This window comes from Pseudomonas sp. A-B-19, from assembly GCF_019947515.1.
Taxonomy (GTDB): Bacteria; Pseudomonadota; Gammaproteobacteria; order Pseudomonadales; family Pseudomonadaceae; genus Aquipseudomonas.
Map to the genome: position 1 here is coordinate 1 of NZ_JAGYGN010000042.1, position 18038 is coordinate 18038.

At 59.9% G+C, this 18038-nt stretch carries 20 protein-coding genes and 1 pseudogene; 8 read left to right on the forward strand and 13 right to left on the reverse strand.

The genetic code is table 11. From position 1 onward, the window contains the following. From KGA81_RS28375 to KGA81_RS28390, 4 genes and pseudogenes are all read left to right on the forward strand, one after another. A pseudogene (locus KGA81_RS28375) lies at positions 1–188 on the forward strand (ammonium transporter); the annotation flags it as partial. 105 nt (positions 189–293) lie between these two features. After that, positions 294–530, forward strand: a complete 237-nt coding sequence (locus tag KGA81_RS28380; RefSeq protein WP_223550704.1) for a glutaredoxin family protein — start codon at positions 294–296, stop codon at positions 528–530. Positions 531–702: 172 nt separating this feature from the next. Further along, entirely contained in the window at positions 703–1020 is a 318-nt protein-coding gene (locus KGA81_RS28385; protein WP_223550706.1) for a transcriptional regulator, read from the forward strand. A 69-nt stretch (positions 1021–1089) separates the two neighbouring features. Further along, positions 1090–1980: a pseudouridine synthase gene (locus KGA81_RS28390; RefSeq protein WP_223550708.1), complete on the forward strand. Its 891-nt coding sequence runs from the start codon at positions 1090–1092 to the stop codon at positions 1978–1980. Between the two features lie 215 nt (positions 1981–2195). On the opposite strand, the gene KGA81_RS28395 is transcribed toward KGA81_RS28390, so the two are convergent. Both KGA81_RS28395 and mobA read right to left on the reverse strand, forming a co-directional pair. Continuing rightward, the gene (locus KGA81_RS28395; protein ID WP_007994800.1) at positions 2196–2417 is read right to left on the reverse strand and encodes a YgdI/YgdR family lipoprotein; all 222 of its coding nucleotides are present in this window, start codon (positions 2415–2417) and stop codon (positions 2196–2198) included. Positions 2418–2495: 78 nt separating this feature from the next. Further along, on the reverse strand, positions 2496–3098 hold the full coding sequence (gene mobA, locus KGA81_RS28400; RefSeq protein ID WP_223550710.1) for a molybdenum cofactor guanylyltransferase MobA: 603 nt from the start codon (positions 3096–3098) through the stop codon (positions 2496–2498). Positions 3099–3179: 81 nt separating this feature from the next. Here mobA and moaB point away from each other — a divergent pair, with 81 nt between their 5' ends. After that, positions 3180–3719: a molybdenum cofactor biosynthesis protein B gene (gene moaB / locus KGA81_RS28405; RefSeq protein WP_108219612.1), complete on the forward strand. Its 540-nt coding sequence runs from the start codon at positions 3180–3182 to the stop codon at positions 3717–3719. Continuing rightward, complete coding sequence (gene glp, locus KGA81_RS28410) at positions 3703–4929, forward strand: gephyrin-like molybdotransferase Glp (protein WP_223550712.1); 1227 nt, start codon at positions 3703–3705, stop codon at positions 4927–4929. The genes moaB and glp overlap by 17 nt, the downstream gene beginning before the upstream one ends. 64 nt (positions 4930–4993) lie before the next feature. Here glp and KGA81_RS28415 read toward each other — a convergent pair whose 3' ends face one another. From KGA81_RS28415 to KGA81_RS28430, 4 genes are all read right to left on the reverse strand, one after another. Continuing rightward, positions 4994–5308 carry a hypothetical protein gene (locus KGA81_RS28415; protein ID WP_223550714.1) on the reverse strand — a complete coding sequence of 105 codons (315 nt, stop codon included), beginning with the start codon at positions 5306–5308 and terminating at the stop codon, positions 4994–4996. A 305-nt stretch (positions 5309–5613) separates the two neighbouring features. After that, positions 5614–6273, reverse strand: coding sequence for a response regulator transcription factor (locus tag KGA81_RS28420; RefSeq protein WP_223550717.1), 660 nt, complete (start codon positions 6271–6273; stop codon positions 5614–5616). Beyond that, positions 6270–7163, reverse strand: a complete 894-nt coding sequence (locus KGA81_RS28425) for a sensor histidine kinase (protein WP_223550776.1) — start codon at positions 7161–7163, stop codon at positions 6270–6272. The genes KGA81_RS28420 and KGA81_RS28425 overlap by 4 nt, the downstream gene beginning before the upstream one ends. 394 nt (positions 7164–7557) lie before the next feature. Continuing rightward, entirely contained in the window at positions 7558–8028 is a 471-nt protein-coding gene (locus KGA81_RS28430) for a hypothetical protein (protein ID WP_223550719.1), read from the reverse strand. A gap of 459 nt (positions 8029–8487) precedes the next feature. On the opposite strand from KGA81_RS28430, the gene KGA81_RS28435 reads away from it, so the two are divergent. Continuing rightward, entirely contained in the window at positions 8488–9423 is a 936-nt protein-coding gene (locus KGA81_RS28435; RefSeq protein ID WP_223550721.1) for a chemotaxis protein CheV, read from the forward strand. Positions 9424–9611: 188 nt separating this feature from the next. Further along, positions 9612–10418: an MOSC domain-containing protein gene (locus KGA81_RS28440; protein ID WP_223550723.1), complete on the forward strand. Its 807-nt coding sequence runs from the start codon at positions 9612–9614 to the stop codon at positions 10416–10418. 97 nt (positions 10419–10515) lie between these two features. Here KGA81_RS28440 and KGA81_RS28445 read toward each other — a convergent pair whose 3' ends face one another. The 7 genes from KGA81_RS28445 to KGA81_RS28475 form a co-directional block, all read right to left on the reverse strand. Then, positions 10516–10800: a pyrimidine/purine nucleoside phosphorylase gene (locus KGA81_RS28445; RefSeq protein WP_007940055.1), complete on the reverse strand. Its 285-nt coding sequence runs from the start codon at positions 10798–10800 to the stop codon at positions 10516–10518. A 69-nt stretch (positions 10801–10869) separates the two neighbouring features. Then, the gene (locus KGA81_RS28450; RefSeq protein ID WP_223550726.1) at positions 10870–11412 is read right to left on the reverse strand and encodes an exonuclease domain-containing protein; all 543 of its coding nucleotides are present in this window, start codon (positions 11410–11412) and stop codon (positions 10870–10872) included. A gap of 70 nt (positions 11413–11482) precedes the next feature. Further along, positions 11483–13444 carry an acetyl/propionyl/methylcrotonyl-CoA carboxylase subunit alpha gene (locus KGA81_RS28455; protein WP_223550729.1) on the reverse strand — a complete coding sequence of 654 codons (1962 nt, stop codon included), beginning with the start codon at positions 13442–13444 and terminating at the stop codon, positions 11483–11485. A gap of 117 nt (positions 13445–13561) precedes the next feature. Next, the gene (locus KGA81_RS28460) at positions 13562–14359 is read right to left on the reverse strand and encodes an enoyl-CoA hydratase/isomerase family protein (RefSeq protein WP_223550731.1); all 798 of its coding nucleotides are present in this window, start codon (positions 14357–14359) and stop codon (positions 13562–13564) included. Then, on the reverse strand, positions 14356–15513 hold the full coding sequence (atuD, locus tag KGA81_RS28465; RefSeq protein WP_223550733.1) for a citronellyl-CoA dehydrogenase: 1158 nt from the start codon (positions 15511–15513) through the stop codon (positions 14356–14358). The genes KGA81_RS28460 and atuD overlap by 4 nt, the downstream gene beginning before the upstream one ends. Positions 15514–15537: 24 nt before the next feature. Beyond that, positions 15538–17154 carry a geranyl-CoA carboxylase subunit beta gene (gene atuC / locus KGA81_RS28470; RefSeq protein ID WP_223550736.1) on the reverse strand — a complete coding sequence of 539 codons (1617 nt, stop codon included), beginning with the start codon at positions 17152–17154 and terminating at the stop codon, positions 15538–15540. A gap of 3 nt (positions 17155–17157) precedes the next feature. Beyond that, complete coding sequence (locus KGA81_RS28475; protein ID WP_108219599.1) at positions 17158–18027, reverse strand: SDR family oxidoreductase; 870 nt, start codon at positions 18025–18027, stop codon at positions 17158–17160. Between the last annotated feature and the right edge of the window lie 11 nt (positions 18028–18038).

Genomic DNA, 18038 nt, shown 5'->3' on the forward strand with positions numbered 1-18038 from the left:
GGCTGGGTGGGGTCAGTTTGATCAGCCAGTTGATCGGCACGGCACTGGGCGTCACTGTAGCCCTGGCCGGCGGATTTGCCGTGTATGGCGTGATCAAGGGGTTGCATGGATTGCGCCTGAGTCAGGAAGAGGAGTATTACGGCGCGGACCTGTCGATCCACAAGATCGGTGCCGTGAGCCAGGACTGATTCAGGTCTTTTCATCGTCCGTGGCATCAGGGTGGGGCGCTCAATGGCTCGACGGCTTTTCGGGGCAGGCCTAGAATGGTCACTCCATTATCTGGTTGAGTGCTCATGTATCCTGAATGTCAGCTGTTCGGCACCCTTGGATGCCATCTCTGTGAAGATGCCGAAGCCATGTTGATGGAGTTCGTCGAGCGCGGCCTGCTGGTGGAACGGGTGGAAATCGCCGACGATGAAGCGTGGTACGCCGCTTACCACCTGCGAATTCCAGTGCTGCGACGAGTCGATACCAGCGCTGAACTGGGCTGGCCGTTCGGTGCCGAGGAAGTGGTGGCGTTCCTGCGTTAAACGGTTTTTGCGTTCAGGGTATCTCCCGCCTGTCGAACTTTGCGATTGATCCCCTTGGCTTAATCGGTGTTGATCGGATACTGTATGCTCATACAGTTATTCGCGGCGCCTGCCTTGCCACTCCTGATTTTCGGGAGCGAGCCGGCAAGCCCGGACGTGAGAGGGATGCATCGTGGTCAATGTCGAACAGTTGAAGAACAGTGTGAACCGGATGTCCGCAGGCGTCGTGCGCGAGGCCGTCCTTGAGTTGAATCTGGATGGTCTGGTGACCGAGGGGAAAACGCCCTTCAACAAAACGCATTTCAATACCTGTTTCGCAGAAATCGAAGCCTTGTTTCAGCGCGCGGGATACCACCGGCAACTCGATGTCGTGGGTTATCAGGGATTGTTGTACGCCCTGTATGACCCTGCTCGCTGGGAAGCGGTCGATGTACTGCGCTGGCTCAAGGAGTACACCGACGCGGCGGCGCGCACGCAGATCCCGGCTTGAGGAATCCCCTAGGTTCATTCCCCTTGCTGTTGGATAATGCTGCTCTGCACTGAGGGTTAGAGCTTTCGTATGTCCACTTCTTCTTTTTCCGCGGCACACAGTCAGGCCAGTACGCTCTACTTGCCACCCGGCCCGTGGCACACCGTTGTCGATTGCCTGTGCGAGCATTTCAGCGCCATCGGTCGTGAGCAATGGCTGGACAGGATCGCCCGTGGCCGGGTCCTCGATGGGCAGGGCGTGCCGATAGCCCTCGATCTGGCTTACAAGGAAGGATTGCGGATTCATTATTTTCGCGAAGTGCCGGATGAAAAGCCGATCCCGGTGATCGAGTCGATCCTGTACGCGGACGAGCATCTGGTGGTGGCCGACAAACCGCACTTTCTGCCCGTGACGCCGGCTGGCGAATACGTCGAACAGACGCTGCTCAGGCGCTTGATCCGTCGCCTGGACAACCCGCATCTGGTGCCATTGCATCGCATCGACCGGCATACCGCGGGGCTGGTACTGTTTTCCGCCAATCCGCAGAGTCGTTCGGCTTATCAGTCGTTGTTTCCAACCCGGCAGATCGAAAAGCGTTACGAGGCCATCGCAGCGGCGTTGCCTGATCTTGCTTTCCCGCTGGTGCATAAAAGCCGACTGGTCGATGGCGAACCGTTTTTCCGCATGCAGGAGGGGCCCGGGGCCAGCAACACCGAGACTGCGGTGGACGTCAGGGAGAAACAGGGGGATCTCTGGCGTTACGGTCTTTACCCGGTGACGGGCAAGAAACATCAGTTGCGGGTACATATGGCGGCATTGGGGGCCGCTATCTGCAATGATCCGTTTTACCCCGAGGTGCTCAAGGATGCGCAGGATGACTACGCCAATCCATTGAAACTGCTGGCTCAGGGGCTGAAATTTATCGATCCGGTCACAAACCAGGCGCGAGAGTTCGAGAGTGAAATCACCCTGCAATGGTGATCAAGAGGCGAACCTGAAGCGCTGTTCTTCAGGTATGAAAAAGTTCAGTCAAGCGAAGTGATTCTTTGTAGGAGCGAGCTTGCTCGCGATGGACTCAAGAGCGCCGCGTTTAACCAGTAAACACGCGTTATCGTTGACGACCACCGCGAGCGAGCTCGCTCCTACAATTGGCATTGCGTATCAAGCGGGCTTTTTTGTATCCGGCGGCACCAGGATTACAGCTCTTTAACGGTACGAACCTGGTCTTTGTTGATACGGGTCTGTTTGCCGTCGAGCTGTTCGAATTCGTAGAAACCGGAATCCTTGTCGAACTGTGGCGTGTCGACGGCCTGGATTTCGCGACCGTCATTCAAGGTGATCACTGTAGGCGATGCGCAGCCGGCGAGGGTGGCGAGACCGAGTGCAAGCATGAAAGTGGCGAGGGTCCGTTGAGTCATGAGTGTGTTTCTCCGAATTAGAAATCTTTGGTTACTGAACTTGAGACGTGCACCATCCGCGCAAGTTCCTGATTAATCTCAGTCTGACACAGTGTCGTGACCGCTTAACAGTTCCGGCGTGTTGAGGTTGGCCAGCCGAGGATCCTTGTCTGGGCATTGCAGCGCAGTCGCGCCCAGCTTGCGCATCAACCGGCCGGGGCTGCGCTCACCTTCGTTCCAGGCGTTTTCAAATGCTGCCCTGTGCAGCACTGGAATCACGCACAACAACGGTTCCCAGTGGTCATCATGCCGCACCATCAGCGGCTTGTCCGGATGCAGGTTGGCGGCTTCGCGCATACTGCCGATCAACGCCGCATCAATGCCGGGAACGTCACAGGGCAAGACCAACAGATGGGCGTGGCGAGCCGCTTTCAGGCCTGCGCGAATACCGGCCAATGGCCCGGGGAAGTCACCTTCATCATCGTGGACCAACTGGTCGGCGTAGGGCTCGTACTTCTCAAGGTTGCGATTGCAGGAGATGATCAGGTCATCGGTCAGCGGGCGGGTCTTGCGATGCAAGTGCGCAATCAGCGGCTCGCCGTGCCAGTCCAGCAATCCTTTATCCCGACCGCCCATACGTTGGCCGCGACCACCTGCCAGGAGCAGAATGGAGCAGAGTGGCAATTGTGAAATCGTGGTCATGGCTGGTCTCCATGGGAGCGGCGAAAAAACGGAGCGCTGTGATATAACACCGGGCTGTTTCTCCTACAACTGGACGAGCCTATGAAAGCCAAGGCTGATGTACCTTTCGCACCGCTCAATATTGCAGTGCTGACTGTCAGCGATACCCGCACACTGGAAACCGACACCTCGGGTCAGGTCTTTGTCGACCGTCTGACCGCTGCAGGCCATAACCTGGCGGCCCGGGTTTTGCTCAAAGATGACCTCTACAAAATTCGCGCGCAAGTCGCCAACTGGATTGCCGACGATGTTGTGCAGGTTGTGCTGATCACCGGCGGAACCGGTTTTACCGGGCGTGATAGCACGCCGGAAGCCGTCAGTTGCCTGCTGGACAAACAGGTTGATGGATTTGGTGAGCTGTTTCGTCAGATCTCGGTTGCCGATATCGGCACCTCGACCGTTCAGTCCCGGACGTTGGCCGGTCTGGCCAACGGTACGTTGGTTTGCTGCTTGCCGGGTTCGACCAATGCCGTGCGCACGGGTTGGGACGGCATACTGGCCGAGCAGCTGGATTCGCGGCATCGGCCGTGCAATTTCGTGCCTCACCTGAAACAGGCAGCGCCTTGTGAATCCCGTGGGTAAGCCCGGCAAGTCTGGCAGCCTGATGCCTGTCGAACAGGCGTTGGCGCGCTTGCTGGAAATGGCCGAGGCCTCGAAGATTGTCGAGCGTGAACGCTTGCCGTTGGCGCAGGTACAGGGGCGTGTACTGGCGCAAGACCTGGTGTCGACGCTTGATCTGCCGCCCTGGCCCAACAGCGCCATGGACGGTTATGCCTTGCGCGTGGCCGACTGGACGGGAGCGCCGTTGCCGGTCAGTCAGAAGGTGTTTGCCGGCCAGGCCCCCGATCCGTTGCAGCCAGGCACCTGTGCGCGCATTTTCACCGGGGCGCCTGTTCCCGCCGGTGCCGATTGCGTCGAAATGCAGGAAAATGTCGAGGTTCAGGCCGATGAGCGAGTACGTTTCACTGAAGCCTTGACCCAAGGTCAGAACATCCGTGCGCAAGGCCAGGAAACCACCGTCGGCGAGCTGATTCTGCCGGCAGGTACGCGGTTGGGGCCGATCGAGCAAGGATTGGCTGCCTCATTGGGGTGCGCTGAGCTGGAGGTGGTTCGCAAAGTGCGTGTGGCGGTGCTGTCCACCGGCGACGAGTTGATCGAGCCCGGGCAGACACTGGGGCCGGGCCAGATCTACAACAGCAACCGGGTGTTATTGTGCAGCTGGTTGCAGCGTTTGGGGTGTGAGGTCGTCGACGCGGGCATTCTGCCGGACAATCTGGAAACCACCCGTTCCCGATTGGGTGAATTGAAGGATGTCGACCTGATCCTCTCGACCGGTGGCGTATCGGTAGGGGAGGCCGATTTTCTGGGTATCGCCTTGCGCGAAGAGGGCGAATTGACGCTGTGGAAACTCGCTATCAAACCCGGTAAACCACTGACCTTCGGACATTTTCGCGGTGTTCCGGTGATTGGCTTGCCGGGCAATCCGGCATCGACTCTCGTGACTTTTGCATTGTTGACCAGGCCCTATCTCCTGCGCCGTCAGGGTGTAAAAGAAGTCGAGCCGTTGAAGGTGCAGGTGCCGGCAGGGTTTGACTGGCTCCAACCTGGCAATCGGCGTGAGTATTTGCGCGCACGGCTGGAAAACGGCAGGGCGACGATCTACAAAAACCAGAGTTCTGGCGTACTGCGTAGCGCTGCCTGGGCTGATGGATTGGTCGAAGTCCTGGAAGGTCGCACGCTGGCTCAGGGCGATAGCGTTTTCTTCATTCCGCTGAGTGAAGTCCTGAGTTGATGGTTTCAGTGTCTTGGTCGCACAAAACCCGGTTGATTGAACCGGGTATTGTGTTGAAGGCCACTCAATGCGCCAGAAGCAATGAAATGACCTGTTCGAAACGGCTGTTGGCGATCCAGCCAAGGAGGCCGAGGATCACGGCTGTTCCGCAGGCGGAATAGGCAAGCCTGTGCTTGATGGATTTGACGTCATCCCGGACTTCGTCCATGTCCCTGCGTAAGCTCTTGAGGTGTGTTTCCAGCTCGGTGACGCGAGGTTCCATATCAACTTCTCCCGTGGCTTTTGTGCTGTTGCGGTATTCATCTTGATGGCCCGCATTTTTATCGTCTGTGAGCGGCAAGACCGAAATGGCCGGTGATCCGGGGTTTTGGCCTTGCATGGCGCGTCCTTGTGGTGTCCTGCTGTAGCCCCCAAAAGTCTACCAATTCAGGTTTGCGGTCAATTGAGCCGATTCCTCACGTTTTGTAAGAAAAATCCTGGCGTGTGGGGGGATCAAGACTGTCCGACTGGAAGTCATTCGTTTTCTTGCGATTTTTAACGAGGGGGGGCTTCTGGCGTCGACAGCATGTTTATTCGTGCGCGCCTGCCCTGGAAGGGGATAACTTGCGTTTCTTGGTTCGCCCGGCGGCGTTACTCGTGCGTCTGCCTGAGGATTCGCCGCTTTTACGAGCCAGTGAACGACCCCTAGTCGTCAAGGCTGATGATTTGTTCGCGCACGGCAAACAGCACCAGGCCGGCCACATCGTAGATCTGCAGACGCTTCATGATCTGCGAGCGGTGGGTTTCTACGGTCTTGACGCTCAACCCCAGACCATTTGCAATCTCTCGAGTGGATTTTCCGCGAACGATCAACCGCAGGATTTCCAGCTGACGTGCCGTCAGGTTGTGCGAGTCGGCAGGTTCGGGTGGGTGCTTCTGGTTGCGGGTCAACGCCTGGTTGATCACCGTGTGGGCAATGGCCGGGCTCAGATAGCGCTCGTTGTTGCGCAAGGCCTCCAGCGCGTGCTCGAGCTCGGTCGCCGTGGTGTCCTTGAGCAGGTAGCCATGGGCTCCGGATTCCAGCGCCTGCATGATCAGGGCCGGGTCGGTGTGCATCGAGAGGATCAGCACCTTGCTCTGCGGGCGCACCCGCTTGAGTTGCTGCAAGGCTTCGAGGCCGCCGGTCTGGCGCATTGAAATATCCAGCAGGACAATATCCGGGGACAGATGCCCGACCATTTCCAGCAACTGCGAGCCGTCATTGGCCTCGCCGATGACGGCGTAGCCGGGCAGATCCATTACCAGGGCGCGCACGCCAGCCCTGATCAGCGAGTGGTCATCCACCAATAGTAAGTTACAAGTCAATGCATAACCTTATTCGAGCTGGCCCGTTCGAGCGCACGGGGCGCCCAGGGAAAAAGAGCTTCGATATGAGTGCCTTTGCCCGGCTCGCTGGTCACGGTCAGCGTGCCGCCCAGTTGATCGATCCGCTCCGACATCCCGGCCATACCGCGTTGACCTTCACGACCGGGGTCGGTTGCCGGCGCGAAGCCCCGTCCGTCATCGCTGATCTGCAACTTCAGGCCTTGTGGCAGACGCTGCAGGCATACCAGCAGGTTCTTTGCCTGGGCATGTCGCAGGATGTTGGTGACCGCTTCCTGGGTAATACGGAAAGCCGCCACGGCCATTTCCTCCGGTATGCCGGTCAGGCGCTGCTGGCATTCCAGGCTCCAGTGCACAGAGGTGTTGGCCAGGGTCTTGAGCAGGTGCGCGCGCAGACTGGCTTCCAGCCCGAGGCTGGTCAACTGCCGGGGGTTGAGAATGGCGGATACGTCACGAACTTTGGTCAGGGTTTCTTCCAGCGTGTCGCAGAGGAGCGAGCATTGCCCCTGGAGTTCTTCGGGCATCCGGCGTTTGAGCCAGTCACTTTGCAGTTTTGCGGCGGTCAGCAATTGACCGATGTCGTCATGCAGTTCCCGGCTCAGCCGGTGACGCTCGTTTTCCTGAACCTGCAACAGCCGGTCGGCCAATTCCTGGGGCTGGAATTTGATGGATTTGCGCGAGAGGCAGTACTGCGCGGCCACACTGCTCAGCGCCGCAACGTTGAGCACCAGCAATGACAGGGGCAACGGGATGGACAAGCCATAGACCAACAGACTGCCGAGCGTCGAGCAGGCGCATAACGACAGCGTGAATGTGCGCGCATTTTCTCGAAAAGGTGGCCACGTGGCGATTGACTTGAGGCTGGCGTGCATAGCGGATGGAGCCAATGGATGTTCGCTGCGGGCAGACCGGTCATGCTGGCTGACAGGCCCCTGTTTTTTAATCTGGAGCGTCGACTTCAACGGGGTGTACTTTTTGGAGAAATCAGCCCCAAACCGTCCGGCTGCAACCACACTGCCACTAATTGGCGTCAACTAACAGGCGGCATAGTAGCACCTAAGATACCGTTGGTCGCGTCCGTATATATGTCCGAAGAGTCAGGAGTCCGGCCGTTGGACGATGGTTCCATAAAGGAACAAGTTGGTTGATGTGTTTGTTGAAAGAGGTCGTTTATAGCTATGAAAAAATCAATGGCGACATGTGCGCACTCAAGTTACAGCGCGGTATTGATAACCCAGGCACGCCATACGACATGGTTCGGCAAGTTCAGGCCTGTCGCTGCGAATAGGACACGAGGGTGAACGGCCTGGAATTGACCGGTGGTTGAAATCGGCTTTGCCCGACCTGAAAGGCAAAGGCTTCGATAAGAGTGACCTGCTCACTGTCGTCGAGACTGAGCTGCCCGGTGGTCTGGTCGATGAGTTCGAGCTGCCAGGCAATCAGGGTCAGACAGTCTTTCAGTGCGCTCAGGGCCTCGTCGTGCAGGCACATGGAGTGCTGGGCGTGGTTCAGCAGGCCATGAATATGCAGAGAAAACTCAGACACGGTCGCCAACGCCAGGGCATCGGCCTTGTTGGCCAGCTTGAGCAGTGTGCTGAGCATGCAGTCGATGGCGTCCTTGTCATTGCTGATCAGTTGCAGATGACTCAGGCATTCCTCGGTTTTGGCCAGAAGTGTTTCGGCCTCGACGAGGAACTCCGGGAGCCGCTGGGCCCACTTTTTACGGTCGTTCGGCATACTTATCTCCACAACGTCATGTCAAATGAGGGGATATCGAATGTGTCGACGAGCGCGGTCGGGACCCCGGCATTGCCGAGTCGTCGGGTGAACGAACTTCGGCTGGCCCGCAGGCAGGGGAACACGAGAGGGTGGCTGGCCACTGACTTGCGATCGCACACAAAAGCCTGACTCCGTTCATGCAATGAGAATGGCGTCACATTAATGGCTATTGGATATTGCGAATATCAGGTTGCACCTGATTGTTGATAGGGGAATCCCTTACGCAGCGGAACCTTTCGCGTTAACCAGGGTCGCGCTGTGCAGAAGTGCGGCAGATGAAATCACAGCGCCAGTAAAGCATGATGTTAATGTGACATCAATGCCCGGACGTGGCATTTGGGAGAAGGTCAAGCTTCGGCAAAAACAGCCGATAACCTTCTTTAAGTGAATTCATCCGAACAAGACCAGGAGTCATTGATGGCCGGCATTCTCGATACGGTAGACCAACGCACCCAACTGGTGGGTGAGAATCGCCTGGAAATTCTCATGTTCCGGCTCGCCGGGCGGCAATTGTTCGCGATCAACGTCTTTAAAGTGCAGGAAGTCTTGCAGTTGCCAAAGTTGACGCTGATGCCGCAGCGCCATCCTTTTGTGTGCGGCGTGGTCAACCTGCGTGGCCAGACCCTGCCGGTGATCGACCTGTCCCAGGCCATTGGCATGCGCCCGTTGGTGCCGGGGCCTGGCAGCACGATTATCGTCACCGAATACAACCGGTCGGTACAGGCCTTCCTGGTCGGTGGCGTGGACCGGATCGTCAACATGAACTGGGAAGCCATCCTGCCGCCACCGAGCAGTGCCGGCCGCCAGCACTACCTGACGGCTATCAGCAAAGTCGATGATCAACTGGTGGAAATCATTGACGTCGAAAAGGTCCTGGCCGAAATCGTCCCGTACAACGCCAAAGTCTCCCGCGACAAGCTCGAAGATCCGGTACTGGAGCGCGCCCGTGGCCGTGAGGTGCTGCTGGTGGATGACTCGAACGTGGCCCTTGCACAATTGCGCGATACCCTGGGACAGCTCGGCGTGAAGATGCACATCGCCAGCGACGGGTTGAAGGCCTTGAACCTGCTCAAGGCCTGGGCCGATACCGGCGTGGACATGACCGACAAACTGCTGATGGTCTTCACCGATGCGGAAATGCCGGAAATGGATGGCTATCGCCTGACCACCGAAATTCGCAACGATCCACGCCTGCGCGGCTTGTACGTGGTGTTGCACACTTCTTTGTCCGGTAGTTTCAACGACTCGATGGTCAAGAAGGTCGGCTGCGACAATTTCCTCTCCAAATTCCAGCCGGACAAACTTGTCGACGTGGTGCGTCAGCGCCTGATGCTTGACGAAGTACCGGCCTGATCAAAACACGATCATTGTGGGAGCGAGCTTGCTCGCGATGGCGATATTGCATTCAGCATCAATGTTGACTGTCCTAGCGCTATCGCGAGCAAGCTCGCTCCCACAGGGGTGTAGTGTTTGATCGTCAGCCTTTGATTCAGCCTTCAAGCTCGTATAGGGTGGCGTTTTTGCCTATCAGGGAGCTGGCCATGTTGCGTCTGAGCGCGCTGTATCGTTATCCGTTGAAGTCCGCCAAGGCCGAGACCTTGCAAGCTATCGGTCTCGATAAACTCGGGCTGGACGGCGATCGCCGCTGGATGCTGGTGGATGAGGCCAGCGGTCGTTTCCTGACCCAGCGTGCAGTGGCGCAGATGAGCCAGTTGTCCGCGTTGTGGAATGCCGAGGGAGGTTTGACCCTCAGTGCGCCCGACCATTCGCCGATCGACGTTGCCTTGCCTGGTAACGATGCAGAGCTGCGTGGCGTGACGATCTGGCGCGATACCTTGCGAGTCCCCGATGCAGGCGATGAAGCAGGGGCCTGGGTCAGCCAGTTCATCGGCAAACCGACACGCCTGGTGCAAGTGCCGCTCGATCGGGCGCGTATGACCGAGGCCGGCTATGGCAAGGATGACGATCAGGTAGCGTTCGCCGATGGCTATCCACTGTTGCTGATTGGCCAGTCCTCTCTCGAGGACTTGTCGCAACGGGTCGGGCGTCCGTTGGAGATGCTGCGTTTCCGGCCGAACCTGGTGATCGAAGGCAGTGAAGCGTTCGCCGAGGACGGCTGGAAGCGTGTCCGTATCGGCGAGGTCGAGTTCCGCGTGGTCAAGTCCTGTTCACGCTGCATCCTGACCACCATCGACCCGCAAACCGGGGAGCGCAGCGACGACCGCGAACCCTTGGCCACCCTGCAGAAATATCGTTCCCAGGCGGACGGTGCCATGTTCGGCCAGAATCTGGTCAACGACGGCAACGGTCGACTTGAAGTCGGCATGCCGGTGGAAATCCTGGAGTAGAAACGCTCGACTCACCGCCCGCACAACGAAAAATGCCCGAGTCCTGAGACACGGGCATTTTTTTCGCAGAGACTTTTTTCGGTGAGGTCCCGCGGGTTTAGCCGCGGTATTCGCACAGGTAGGCAGTGTCGACGGCCACCTTCAGCTGGAACTTGCTGTTGGCCGGCACGTTGAACTGGCTGCCGGCGGCGAAGGTTTCCCAGTCGCTGCTGTCCGGCAGCTTGACGGTCAGTGCGCCGCTGACCACATGCATGATTTCACGCTGGCTGGTGCCGAATTCGTACTCGCCCGGAGCCATGACGCCGATGGTCGCTGGACCTTCTGCTGTGCCAAAGGCGATCGACTTGACGGTGCCGTCGAAGTACTCGTTGACTTTAAACATGGGCGATTCCTCGAAAAGGGCTAAAAAGGGCCGGCCAGTATGCACAAGGCCCTCAGCGTCGTCACCTGTCTAAAGCGGAAGAACCAACGGCAGCAGGCGTGCGGTATTGCGCGCGTCCTCCAGCGCCCGGTGTTGCTGGCCGGTGAACTGCAGGCCGGCCAGTTGCAGGGCGCCGTTGAGCCCCAGTGGGCGTTCCAGGCGCCGGGCCTTGGCAAAGCGCTGTTTGAGGTTCATGTGCGGCACGTTGGCCAGCATGCTGGCGAGCCCCAGTTGCTGCCAATCCTGAAGCAGTTGTTTGCGATCGTAATCGCCCCAACTGACCCAGCCTTCCAGTCGTGTGTGGTGTTGGCCGAGCCAGCGTTCAAACGCCGGCCAGACTTCGCCCAGCGGTTGTGCGACATCGATGCTGGCTTGGGTGATGTGCGTCAGCTCACGGCAAAACGGCGTCAGCAATGGCCGCCGCAAGGGGCGGACGAAGCGCTGGAAGTGATCCAGTTCGCGTCCCTTGCGGTCCACCAGCGTGGCGCCGATTTCAATGATTTCCATATCCGTTACGGGCCAACCACCCTCATCGGTGGTGGCCTCCAGATCAATGACCAGCCAGTGAGGCATTGCAGGTTTCCTGGTATCCGCGTCCTGTAGGGTTTGAGCGTAGCCAAACCCGGCGGTTCCGCCTAGCGGCTTATTCGACCTCCAGCAGAATCTGCCGGTTTTTCACCTGATCCCCGACTTTGACTTCCAGGCGTTTGAGCACACCGTCGATGCCCGATTTCAACGGGTGCTCCATTTTCATCGCCTCCAGTACTACCAGCAACTGGCCCTTGCTTACGGGGCTGCCTTCATTGACCAGAACGTCGACAATCGCCCCGTCCATCGGTGCCTTGAGGGTGCCGGAGCTGGCACCGGCCTGGCTGGTCACCTGCGCCCGGGTGCGATCCTCAAATTGCAGGCTGCCTGGGCGGGTGAACAGCCAGAGCTGCCCGGCCTGCAGGCGATAAGCGTGGCGCTGGCGGATCCCGTCAATCTCAAGGGTGGCCCAGCGTCCATCGTTGTGGATGATCTTCAGTTCGAGGCTGTGCTCGGCGACCTGAATGCGCAACGGTTCGCCCGGGCTCGCCTGCAACGCTACCGGCCAGTCCTGATCCTCAAGGCCGATGCGATAGTGCAGTGGCACGCTGGCGTTGTTGCGCCATCCGCCAAGCGGGGCCGGGTGAGCCTGTGCTGCAGCCTGATAGAACAGGGCGGTGGCGATGGCCAGGTGGTGCGCGCCTGGGGTTTCGAGATGCAGGCAGGGGTGGTCGGCGAAGTGCCGGGCGATGAACCCGGTGCTGAAATCACCGCCCGCGAACTGCGGGTGTTCCAGCAGGCTGGCGAGCAAGCGCTGATTGCTTTGCACGCCCAGCAGCACGCTGTCTTGTACCGCCCGCAGCAATTTGCGTCGGGCTTGCTCGCGGGTGGCGCCGTGGGCGATGAGCTTGCCGAGCATCGGGTCGTAGAAGGGGCTGATGAGCTGGCCTTCGATCAGGCCGTGGTCGATCCGCACGCCATCCAGCAATCCCGGTTCCCAGGCCACGACGCGCCCGGTTTGCGGCAGAAAACCCTGAGCCGGATCTTCAGCATACAGGCGTACTTCCATGGCGTGCCCGCGCAGTTGCACCTGCTCCTGGCGCAAGGGCAGCGGTTGCCCTTCGGCGATATTCAACTGCCAGGCCACCAGGTCCAGCCCGGTGATCAGTTCGGTCACCGGGTGTTCCACCTGCAGCCGGGTGTTCATCTCCAGGAAGTAAAACTGCCCATGTGCATCCAGCAAAAACTCCACGGTGCCCGCGCCGACGTACTTCACTGCGCGCCCGGCCTTGAGCGCTGCTTCGCCCATGGCCTGCCGCAGTTCAGGCGTCATCACCGGGCAGGGTGCTTCCTCGATGACCTTCTGATGCCGGCGCTGTATCGAACAATCGCGCTCGCCGAGGTAAATCAGGTTGCCATGCCGGTCGCCGAACAACTGAACCTCGACATGACGGGGTTCGACCAATGCCTGTTCGAGGATAAGCTCACCGCTGCCAAAACCGTTCAGGGCTTCGGAGCGTGCGGTACGGATCTGTTCCGGCAAATCGCCGGCGGCCTGCACCAGGCGCAGACCGCGTCCACCGCCGCCGGCACTGGCCTTGATCATCAACGGATAGCCGATGCGCCCGGCTTCACGGCTCAGGGTGGCGTCGTCCTGTTCGGCGCCTTGATAGCCTTTGATGCAAGGCACGCCGGCTTCGAGCATGGCGATCTTCGACAGGCGCTTGCTGCCCATCAGTTCGATGGCCTCGGGGCTGGGGCCGATGAAGGTGATGCCGGCGTCCTGGCAGGCGAGGGCAAACCCGGCGTTTTCCGAGAGAAAGCCGTAGCCCGGATGGATCGCATCCGCGCCCGTGCGCCGGGCCGCGTCGAGGATGGCCGGGATGTTCAGGTAAGACTGATGCACCGGGGCCGGACCGATGTTGACCGCCTCGTCGGCCATCTGCACGTGCAGTGCATCGGCGTCGGCGTCGCTGAACACGGCGACCGTGCGATAACCCAGCGCCTGGGCCGTGCGCTGGATGCGGCAGGCGATTTCACCGCGGTTGGCGATGAGGATTTTCTTGAGTCCGGGCATGGGGGCGTCTCTCAGGTTGTGCGGTGTCTGTTCGGGCCTCTTCGCTGGCAAGCCAGCTCCTACAGGTTTTGTGTGTGGCATAAATCCACTGTAGGAGCTGGCTTGCCAGCGAAGCTTTTATGAGGCCCACCCCGGTTTGCGTTTTTGCACAAAGGCCATCGTTCCCTCGACGCCTTCGGCTCCGGTCACCGCTTCGCTGAACCATTGCGCCGCTTGATCGAGCAGGGCATCGGTCGGTTGTCCGGCACTCGCCAGCAAGAGTTTCTTGGTCATCGCATTCGCCTCGGGCGCACAACACAACACATGGGCCAACACCTCATCGAGACGTTCGGCCAGGGCCTGCGGATCATGCTCGACAAAATGCACCAGCCCCATGCGCCGTGCCTGGGTACCATCGAAACGCGCCGCAGTCAGGGCCAGTCTTCGGGCCTGGGTCAAACCGATGCGCTGCACCACGAACGGCGCGATCTGCGCCGGCAGCAAGCCGAGGCTGGTTTCCGGCAGGCCGAATTGCGCCTGGTGATCGGCCAGGGCGACATCGCTGACACAGGCCAGGCCGAGACCACCGCCAAGCACCGCGCCCTGCAGCACTGTGATCACCACTTGTGGCGCGTGTTGCACCTCTTGCAGCAGTGCACCGAACACCCGGTTCAAGTCGCGATGTGCGCTCGAACCCTGAGTACGGGCACTGGCCATATCCTTGAGATCGCCGCCAGCGCAAAAGTGGCCTCCGGCACCGCCGATCACCAAGGCACGGACGCCTCGGTCATCGCGCACGGCTGTCAGCACCGAGCGCAACTCGGTGACCATCTGCAAGCTCATCGCATTGCGGCATTCCGGGCGATTGAGGGTGATGTGCAATACGCCGTTGTGCAGTTCCAGCAGCAAGGTCTGGCAGACCGGCAGGTTGCTCATTTCTTTTTCCCCGGCAGGATGCCCATCAGTTTGCAGATGATCCCCAGCATGATTTCGTCGGCACCGCCGCCAATCGATACCAGCCTCACGTCACGGTAGGCCCGGGCCACCGGGTTGTCCCACATGAAGCCCATGCCGCCCCAATATTGCAGGCAACTGTCACTGACTTCGCGGCCCAGCCGCCCGGCCTTGAGCTTGGCCATGGAAGCCAGGCGCGTGACGTCCTGGCCTTTGACGTATTGCTCGGTGGCCTGATAGACCAGCGCCCGCAGGCATTCGATTTCGGTTTGCAGCTCAGCCAGGCGGAAGTGGATCACCTGATTATCGATCAGCGCGTTACCGAAGGTCTTGCGCTCCTTGCAATATTCGATGGTGCTGTCGACGCAATACTCCAGGCCCTTGATCATGTTGGCCGCGCCGAACAGGCGTTCCTCCTGGAACTGCAGCATCTGCATCATGAACCCCGCGCCTTCGTGGCCGATGCGGTTGCGCTGCGGTACACGCACATTGTCGAAAAATACCTGGGCGGTTTCCGAGCTGCGCATGCCGAGCTTGTCCAGGTGTGAACTCAAGCTGATGCCCGGCGTGTTCATCGGCACCATGATCAGCGATTTGTTGATGTGCGGTTTGTCGTCGGAGGTATTGGCCAGCAGGCAGATGAAGTCGGCGCTTGGCGAGTTGGTGATCCACATCTTGCTGCCGTTGATCACGTAATCGTCACCGTCCTTGCGCGCGGTGGTTTTCAGCCCGGCGACGTCGGAGCCGGCGCCGACTTCGGAGACACCGATGCAACCGACCTGCTCGCCGCTGATTGCCGGGCGCAGGAACTCGTCGCGCAATTCATCGGAGCCGAACCGTGCCAGGGCGGGTGTGCACATGTCGGTCTGCACGCCGATGGACATCGGTATGCCGCCGCAATGAATGGTGCCGAACTCTTCGGCGGCGACGATCGAATAGCTGTAGTCGAGCCCCATGCCGCCGAATTTTTCCGGTTTGGAAATGCCCAGCAAGCCAAGGTCGCCGGCCTTGCGGAAGATGTCGTGAATGGGGAAGCGCCCGGCCTTTTCCCATTCCTCGACGTGCGGGTTGATCTCGTGCTCGACGAATTGGCGCACGGTGCGGCGCAGTGCTTCGTGTTCCTGGGTGAAGATCATTTTTATTGTTCTCCTTGAGCCGGCCTAGAGCCGGGCTACGCCAAAACTGTTGGCTTGCAATGGCCGCACCTCGGCCTCCTGACAGATGTCCAGCAAGTAACCCAGCAAAGTCCGGGTATCGCGCGGGTCGATCAATCCGTCGTCCCACAGGTTGGCGCTGCCGTAGAGCGCCGTGGACTGGCTGTCGAGTTTCTGCGCAGTGACCTGTTCGAGCATGTCGAGCATTTTCGGATCGGGCACCAGGCCGTCCTTGGCCTGTTTGGCCTCGGTGACGATGCGCAGCACTTTGCCCGCTTGCGCGCCGCCCATCACGGCGGTGCGGCTATTGGGCCAGGCGAAGATGAAGCGCGGGTCGAGGCCGCGTCCGCACATCGCATAGTTGCCGGCGCCATAGGAGCCCCCGACGACGATGGTCAGCTTCGGCACTCGGGCGTTGGCCACCGCCTGGATCATCTTCGCGCCGTGTTTGATCACGCCCTGTTGTTCCGATTCGGTGCCGACCATGAACCCGGTGGTATTGTGGAAAAACAGCAGCGGCGTGCGGCTCTGGTCGCACAGCTGGATGAATTGCGCAGCCTTGCTCGCGCCTTTTGGCGTGATCGGGCCGTTATTGCCGATGAAGCCACAGGCGCGGCCCTGAATTTTCAGGTGACCGCATACCGTCTGCTGATCGAACTCGCCTTTGAATTCAAGAAAGTTCGAAGCGTCGGCAATCCGGGCGATTATTTCGCGCACGTCGTAGGGTTTTTTCGGGTCATCCGGGATCAGGCCCAGCAGTTCGTCGATAGAGTAGAGCGGTTCTTCCCAGCGACGTTCGGGCAGTCGGGGCAACTGCTCGTTCCACGGCAGCAAGGCGACGATCTCACGCACCTGACGCACACCATCGGCGTCGTTTTCAGCCAGGTATTCGGCGGTGCCGGCGGTTTGCGCGTGCATCTGGGCGCCGCCCAGTTCTTCATCGGTGGCGATTTCGCCGGTGGCGGCCTTGAGCAGTGGGGGACCTGCGAGAAACAGCTTGGCCTTGCCGCGCACCACCACCACGTAATCCGACAGCCCCGGCTGATAGGCACCGCCCGCCGTGGCCGAGCCGTGCACCACGGTGATCTGAGGCAACCCCATGGCCGACATCCGTGCCTGATTGGCAAAGCTGCGCGCACCTTCGACGAAAATCTCTGCCGCATAATTGAGGTTGGCGCCGCCGCTTTCGGCGAGGGTGATGACCGGCAGTTTGTTTTCCATGGCGATCTGTTGCAGGCGCAGGGATTTTTTCAAACCGCTGGGGGAAATGGTCCCGCCCTTGATTGCGCTGTTGTTGGCGACTACCAGCACACGCACGCCAGACACGTAGCCGATGCCGGCGATCAATCCGCCACCGGCGCAGCTGCCGTCCTTGTCGTCGTGCAGCTTGTAGCCGGCCAGACTCGCCAGTTCAAGAAACGGCGCGCCGGGGTCCAGCAGTAGATTGAGGCGTTCACGGGGCAATAACTGACCGCGTTTTTCGAACCTGGGTTTGGCTTCGGCAGCCTTGTTCAGCAGGTTCTGCTCAAGCCCGCGGACTTGTTCTATTGCGCTCAACATCACCGCACGGTTCTGGGCGAACGGCTCGCTGTGGGGATCGAGTAACGACTGAATCACCGGCATGGGTTATTCCTTGTCCTTCAACACGTCTGGTACGTAGGCTCGGTGGAAGCCGTTATACGAGGTGCTGTTGGTCGCCTTGTGGATTGGCCAGGCGCGCCCGCCGAGGCTGGCGGCGCCGTCGATGCGCAAGGTGGCGCCGCTGACGAACGCCGCTGCCGGGCTGAGCAGGAATACAATCGCCGCGCTGACTTCCGATTCGGTGCCGATGCGCTTGAGCGGCACGTGTTCGCGCAGCGTCGGAATCGCCGCCTTGAAGGCGCCTTCGTAGGTATCCATGCCGCTGGAGGCAATCCAGCCCGGTGCTACGGCGTTGACCCGCACCCCGGCATGACCCCATTCGTACGCGGCGGTCTTGGTCAGGTTGTCCATGCCCGAACGTGCCGCGCCGGAGTGACCCATGCCGGGCATGCCGCCCCACATGTCGGCGAGCATGTTGACGATGGCGCCGCCGTGCTTGCTCATGGACTGGTTGAACACTTCCCGGGCCATCAGGAAACCGCCCACCAGATTGGTACGCATCACGGTTTCGAACCCCTTCTGATTGATCGAGGCCAGGGGCGACGGGTACTGCCCGCCCGCATTATTGACCAGGCCATGAATGGGGCCATGTTTGCGAATCAATTCGCTGACCAGGTGCTCCACCGGTTCTTCCTCGCGGATGTCGCACACCGCCCAATCGGCCTTGCCGCCATCTTCGGCGATCTCTGCCGCAACGGTTTTGAGCTTGTCGGCCTTGCGCCCGACCAGCAGCACATGGGCGCCGAGGGCCGCCAGTTCGTGGGCGGTGCAGCGGCCGATGCCACTGCCACCACCGGTGACGATGATGTTTTGGCCGGCAAACAAATCGGCTTTGAAAATCGAATCGTAGGCCATGGCGGCAATCC

What these genes read in the sequence shown, in the direction of transcription:
- atuD (WP_223550733.1), bottom strand. Translation starts at nt 15,513, where the DNA reads ATGATCTTCACCCAGGAACACGAAGCACTGCGCCGCACCGTGCGCCAA.
- mobA (WP_223550710.1), bottom strand. Translation starts at nt 3,098, where the DNA reads ATGACCACGATTTCACAATTGCCACTCTGCTCCATTCTGCTCCTGGCA.
- KGA81_RS28450 (WP_223550726.1), bottom strand. Translation starts at nt 11,412, where the DNA reads ATGCCTCACTGGCTGGTCATTGATCTGGAGGCCACCACCGATGAGGGT.
- moaB (WP_108219612.1), top strand. Translation starts at nt 3,180, where the DNA reads ATGAAAGCCAAGGCTGATGTACCTTTCGCACCGCTCAATATTGCAGTG.
- KGA81_RS28475 (WP_108219599.1), bottom strand. Translation starts at nt 18,027, where the DNA reads ATGGCCTACGATTCGATTTTCAAAGCCGATTTGTTTGCCGGCCAAAAC.
- KGA81_RS28390 (WP_223550708.1), top strand. Translation starts at nt 1,090, where the DNA reads ATGTCCACTTCTTCTTTTTCCGCGGCACACAGTCAGGCCAGTACGCTC.
- KGA81_RS28395 (WP_007994800.1), bottom strand. Translation starts at nt 2,417, where the DNA reads ATGACTCAACGGACCCTCGCCACTTTCATGCTTGCACTCGGTCTCGCC.
- atuC (WP_223550736.1), bottom strand. Translation starts at nt 17,154, where the DNA reads ATGCCGGTGATTCAGTCGTTACTCGATCCCCACAGCGAGCCGTTCGCC.
- KGA81_RS28415 (WP_223550714.1), bottom strand. Translation starts at nt 5,308, where the DNA reads ATGCAAGGCCAAAACCCCGGATCACCGGCCATTTCGGTCTTGCCGCTC.
- KGA81_RS28430 (WP_223550719.1), bottom strand. Translation starts at nt 8,028, where the DNA reads ATGCCGAACGACCGTAAAAAGTGGGCCCAGCGGCTCCCGGAGTTCCTC.
- KGA81_RS28435 (WP_223550721.1), top strand. Translation starts at nt 8,488, where the DNA reads ATGGCCGGCATTCTCGATACGGTAGACCAACGCACCCAACTGGTGGGT.
- KGA81_RS28440 (WP_223550723.1), top strand. Translation starts at nt 9,612, where the DNA reads ATGTTGCGTCTGAGCGCGCTGTATCGTTATCCGTTGAAGTCCGCCAAG.
- KGA81_RS28380 (WP_223550704.1), top strand. Translation starts at nt 294, where the DNA reads ATGTATCCTGAATGTCAGCTGTTCGGCACCCTTGGATGCCATCTCTGT.
- KGA81_RS28425 (WP_223550776.1), bottom strand. Translation starts at nt 7,163, where the DNA reads ATGCACGCCAGCCTCAAGTCAATCGCCACGTGGCCACCTTTTCGAGAA.
- KGA81_RS28460 (WP_223550731.1), bottom strand. Translation starts at nt 14,359, where the DNA reads ATGAGCAACCTGCCGGTCTGCCAGACCTTGCTGCTGGAACTGCACAAC.
- KGA81_RS28445 (WP_007940055.1), bottom strand. Translation starts at nt 10,800, where the DNA reads ATGTTTAAAGTCAACGAGTACTTCGACGGCACCGTCAAGTCGATCGCC.
- KGA81_RS28455 (WP_223550729.1), bottom strand. Translation starts at nt 13,444, where the DNA reads ATGCCCGGACTCAAGAAAATCCTCATCGCCAACCGCGGTGAAATCGCC.